This window comes from Acinetobacter lactucae (genome assembly GCF_013344765.1).
Taxonomy (GTDB): domain Bacteria; phylum Pseudomonadota; class Gammaproteobacteria; order Pseudomonadales; family Moraxellaceae; genus Acinetobacter; species Acinetobacter lactucae_A.
This window is the reverse complement of sequence record NZ_JABVBF010000213.1, coordinates 1-5010: the sequence shown is the minus strand read 5'-3', so window position 1 is coordinate 5010 and position 5010 is coordinate 1. Positions and strand designations below refer to the sequence as shown.

Sequence of the window (5010 nt, the reverse complement as noted above, 5' to 3'; positions counted from 1 at the left end):
CATCAGGCGCTGCTTTGTCATATAATTGTCATAATTTAATTTAAGAATACAGAGGATTTTTTTATCCTCTTACCGTCTGCATGAATTCTAATCTACCCCCTGTTTCGGATTCAAAACTTGCGGCCAACCTGCAAGTCAAATCGACGAATGTACATGTCCCTACACCTAAGTTTTTTATGCCGGTGTTTCTGACGATTATTGTTGCAACACTTATTTATATCGGATTTCAGGTGAGTGCTGATTTAGCACATGTACCACCTTTGAGTCTTTATTCCGTTATTCTTTTATCTACTGCACTCTTGATTGCTTTAGGCTTTGAGTTTGTAAATGGCTTCCACGATACTGCAAATGCAGTAGCAACAGTAATTTACACCAATGCTTTACCTGCACCAGTTGCAGTCATGTGGGCTGGTTTTTGTAATTTTCTTGGGGTAATGGTTGCAAGCGGCGCAGTCGCTTACGGCATTATTGCATTGTTGCCTGTTGAACTAATTATGAACATGGGCAGTGGTGCAGGTTTCGCAATGGTGTTTGCGCTGCTTATTGCTGCGATTCTTTGGAACTTAGGTACATGGTTCTTGGGAATTCCTGCATCTAGTTCTCATACCTTGATTGGTTCAATCTTGGGTGTGGGCATTATGAACCATCTATTGAGTGCATCGACTGGCGTAACGACCAGTGGTGTAGACATGGATCAGGTGATTAAAGTCGGTAAGGCATTATTATTTTCACCTTTAATTGGTTTTGCTTTTGCAGCGATTGTATTCTTGTTGGTTAAAACTATTTTGAAACGCCAGTTAGAATTATTCCAACCACCTGAAGGTAATAAACCACCACCAGCGCTCATTCGTGCAATTTTGATCTTTACCTGTACAGGTGTAAGTTTTGCACATGGTTCTAATGACGGCCAAAAAGGTATGGGACTCATCATGCTGATTTTGGTTGGTCTGGTACCGTTGGCTTATTCATTAAATAAAAACCTTGATACACAACAAATTCAATCATTCCATCAGCTTTCTTCTCAAACTGCCGTATTTTTGAATCAAAATCAGCCAGAATTAACCGATGAAAAAGCACGTGTTATTCTGACTACCTATATTCAAACTAAGCAGCAAACTCCAGAAGTTGTGCCTGCATTGGCAAGTATGACTGATCATTTGGGTGAGCGCGTTTCTAGCTATAGCAACTTAAAAGATATTCCTGAAGCTGCAATTAGTGAAATTCGTAATGACATGTATTTAAGCACCACTACATTTAAACGTTTGGATAAAGCGGATGCTTTACCAAAAATGGATCAATCACAAAAGAAACTTGTGAAAGAATACCGTAGTAGCTTAGATTCATTCTTACAATACATTCCAACTTGGGTAAAAGTCGCGGTTGCTTTAGCACTTGGCCTAGGAACAATGGTGGGTTGGAAACGTATTGTTGTGACTGTAGGTGAGCGTATTGGTAAGCACCACATGACTTATGGTCAAGGGATGTCTGCTGAGCTTGTCGCAATGAGTACAATTGCAGCTGCCGATGGTTTAGGTATGCCAGTTTCAACAACACACGTTTTAAACAGTGCGGTTGCGGGTACCATGGTCGCGAATAAATCAGGTTTAAACTTTAATACCGTGAAGACAATTCTCTCTGCATGGGTGTTTACTCTTCCTGCAACAATCTGTTTGTCAGGTGGTTTGTACTGGTTATTCTTACAGTTTGTATAAAAGCAGTTGAAAAGTTAAAGCCACTGTTTACAGTGGCTTTTTTATTTGTTTAGTTTTTAAAGTTGAGACTATTTTTCATGTACATTCATCTATAAATTAATAAGTTGTTATAGGCCACCAAACAGCTTATTGGCTGGGCTTAAACTTTTATATCAGGATATATTATGAATGCGGTTCAAATAGATCAGTTAAAACAACAATTTCCACTTATTGAAACACTTCAAGCCTATCAAGAAACATTTTGGTTTACACCTCATCGATATCCTTTAAAAGAAGCTTTAGAAAAAGTTGGACTAACCGCTAAGGACGTAAGTGAAGCAGAAGCAAGACTAGCGCGTTTCGCACCTTATTTGGCAAAGGTATTTCCTGAAACTCAAGCACAACATGGAAAAATTGAATCAGATATTGTTGAAATTGCTCATATGCAACAAGCGCTTTCTTCAACAGAACAAGCGCAATTGAATGGAACATTCTGGCTGAAAAAGGATAGTCATTTACCTATTTCAGGCTCCATCAAAGCACGTGGTGGTATTTATGAAGTGCTCACACATGCAGAAAAACTTGCCATGCAGGCAGGGCTACTTAAACCAGAAGATGATTATAGTAAGTTAGATCAAGATTCATTTCGGACGTTTTTTTCTAAATACCAAATTGCAGTAGGTTCTACAGGTAACCTTGGGCTTTCTATAGGCATTATGAGTGCCAAACTCGGTTTTAGAGTCACTGTTCATATGTCGGCTGATGCTAGACAGTGGAAAAAAGACAAACTACGTTCTCTGGGCGTTAGTGTTGTGGAATATGCGAGTGATTATGGCGTAGCTGTTGAAGAGGGGCGTAAAGCCGCAGAGCAAGATCCTCACTGCTTTTTTATTGATGATGAAAACTCAACAACATTATTTTTAGGTTATACCGTTGCAGGAATACGTTTAAAACAGCAATTTGAGCAAAAACAAATTAAAGTCGATGCTGAACACCCATTATTTGTTTATTTGCCGTGTGGCGTAGGTGGTGGGCCTGGTGGTGTGAGTTTTGGACTCAAACTGGCTTTTGGTGAGCATGTACATTGTATCTTTGCAGAACCAACCCATTCGCCGTGTATGTTACTTGGTGTCCACACAGGTTTGCATGAACAGATTTCAGTAAATGATATTGGTATTGATAACGTTACTGCAGCAGACGGGCTTGCTGTAGGACGTGCTTCAGGTTTTGTCGGTCGTGCGATGCAACAGTTAATCGACGGTTACTACACCATTCATGATGCGCGTTTATATGAGCTCATTGCACTTTTAAATCAAACTGAGAATATTCAGCTTGAGCCTTCTGCGGTAGCAGGCATGATGGGGCCATATTATGTCCAGACTAACCCTGATTATTTGGCTTTACATCAGTTAACAGCTGAGCAGTTGCACCAAGCAAATCACGTAATATGGGCGACTGGAGGCGGTATGGTGCCACCTGATGAAATGCAAAAATATCTATCGCACTTTCAAGGTAAATAAAGACACATTAGAAAAAAGCCCAACTCTAGGATTGGGCTTTAATCAAATTATTTTTTAGATGATTTTCTAAAAGGTAGCTTTTCGGTAGCAAAGCCATAAATTGCAGCGAAAGGCAGGGCAGTTCTTGCTAAATAAGCCACACGCCATAATCCACCATGGTTAGCGCCTTCCATCATGAGTTCAAGCGGATGATCCAATACAGTTTCAGGATTTGCCACAGAAGACTCATTCCTTAAGTCATGAATCCAGAGTGCTGCCATAATGGCATTGGTGGTTTCAGGGCTAAATGCTTCTACATCAAAAAGCTCTGCGCCATTAAAAGCTGCTTTCAACAATGGATTTTTAGTCACTGAGTGAGTTGTTGTCGATGGTGCAATATTAATGCTGACACGTTGCCCTTGATGGCGAGCCAAAATTGCACGCCATTGTTGAATACGTTTTGCCAAAGCATAGTTTGGTCCTTGTTCAACCACTAAACAGTCAGCAATACCATAAGTTTTTCCATTTTCACATGTAACCAAGTCTTGATATGGTGCTTGAAAAAAACGATTGAGAGAAAGTGTGGAAACACCTTTCACTGCTAATTTTTGTATTTTTTTGCGTGATTTAAATTTCTCTTGAGCAGCCTCTGCAACTTCCTTTGGTACTGCATAAACATCGGTTGGAGTACACATAAACATAAGGCTCGTATCAGATTTATGCTCGCTTACATATTGCATGATGCTATCCATGGCCATGGAAACACGGACATGCTTTTCACCATCTAAATAGGCGATTGCTGCCAAATCTAACTTTTGTGGAAACTGAACCAACCACTGCGCAATTTCTGGTAATTGAGTCAGTAAATTTGCACCTAGCTTATCTTTTAACTCAGAAGCTTTTGCTGAATAATCAACTGATTCAAAACATGGAGCAATGAGTGTGGCATTCCCTTGTTGAATTGTATTTAAGATTTTTCCCCAGACTCGTGAGTTGGGTAAATCTACCGCAACAATATTTGCTTTCCATTTGGCTAACCAAGGCAGAGGACCGGCCTCTGAAGCAGCACCGAACAGTACCATTGTACGGTCAGATAAATCGAACCATTCTGGATGAGCAATAGCTTCACGCAAAGCTTTTGCATGGCTCGGTTCAATAATCCCAGCTTCTTCCCAACGTTGAATTTGGTCTAATAAGCTTTGCCCACTTAATTTTTGTCCTTTATAAGGAACATACCATTCAGGCGCTGTGTCACTCTCACCTTTAAGTTTTACTGTATGAATAGGAGTAGATGAAGCAATATGAACAGCATCTTTTAAAAGGTAGTGTTTATTATCACGATAATAATCAAAAATATGGTGCGCTTTATGCAAACCTTGCTTTGCAATAGTAATTGGGTTGTTACTGTTAGAAATTCCTTGTTTAACAAGTGCTTTAAAATATTCAGGATAGTTTTTTCGCCAGTTTTTTTCATTCAACACTTGTTGTGCGGTTTTATTATCTACAATAGATAAAGCCTCTGACAAAATCTCTTGGCCTGTAAGAGATGTACTTTGTTTTTTTGTTGAGGCGTGTACCGGAAATTGTAGACCTTCGACTTGACTTGTGCTGGACATAAAATATCTCGTTAATACGACTGGGTTAATATACAGATGTATACATTATCTATGCCAATGAAAGGAAACGAGTGGCAATATCTGACAAAATAATCTTGATTATTTATGTGATGAAACGTGAAAGAGAAAATTATTATGATAAATTCATCTCATTTTGTTCTGAATTTTTTTTCACATTTTTTTCACATTTTTATAGACTTACGT

The 5010-nt window shown here is 39.2% G+C and carries 3 protein-coding genes; 2 read left to right on the top strand and 1 reads right to left on the bottom strand.

Features of this window, described 5'->3' with window-relative positions:
* Nucleotides 1–80 precede the first annotated feature (80 nt).
* Together HUN22_RS15575 and HUN22_RS15570 are read left to right on the top strand one after the other, a co-directional pair.
* Nucleotides 81–1712 carry an inorganic phosphate transporter gene (locus HUN22_RS15575; protein WP_174731218.1) on the top strand — a complete coding sequence of 544 codons (1632 nt, stop codon included), beginning with the start codon at nt 81–83 and terminating at the stop codon, nt 1710–1712.
* A 164-nt stretch (nt 1713–1876) separates the two neighbouring features.
* Nucleotides 1877–3211, top strand: a complete 1335-nt coding sequence (locus HUN22_RS15570) for a D-serine ammonia-lyase (protein WP_174731215.1) — start codon at nt 1877–1879, stop codon at nt 3209–3211.
* 47 nt (nt 3212–3258) lie between these two features.
* On the opposite strand, the gene HUN22_RS15565 is transcribed toward HUN22_RS15570, so the two are convergent.
* Nucleotides 3259–4806: a hypothetical protein gene (locus tag HUN22_RS15565; RefSeq protein ID WP_174731212.1), complete on the bottom strand. Its 1548-nt coding sequence runs from the start codon at nt 4804–4806 to the stop codon at nt 3259–3261.
* Nucleotides 4807–5010 lie beyond the last annotated feature (204 nt).

Bases quoted from the DNA above. Each gene is read 5' to 3' on its own strand.
- HUN22_RS15575 (WP_174731218.1), top strand. From the start codon at position 81: ATGAATTCTAATCTACCCCCTGTTTCGGATTCAAAACTTGCGGCCAAC.
- HUN22_RS15570 (WP_174731215.1), top strand. From the start codon at position 1,877: ATGAATGCGGTTCAAATAGATCAGTTAAAACAACAATTTCCACTTATT.
- HUN22_RS15565 (WP_174731212.1), bottom strand. From the start codon at position 4,806: ATGTCCAGCACAAGTCAAGTCGAAGGTCTACAATTTCCGGTACACGCC.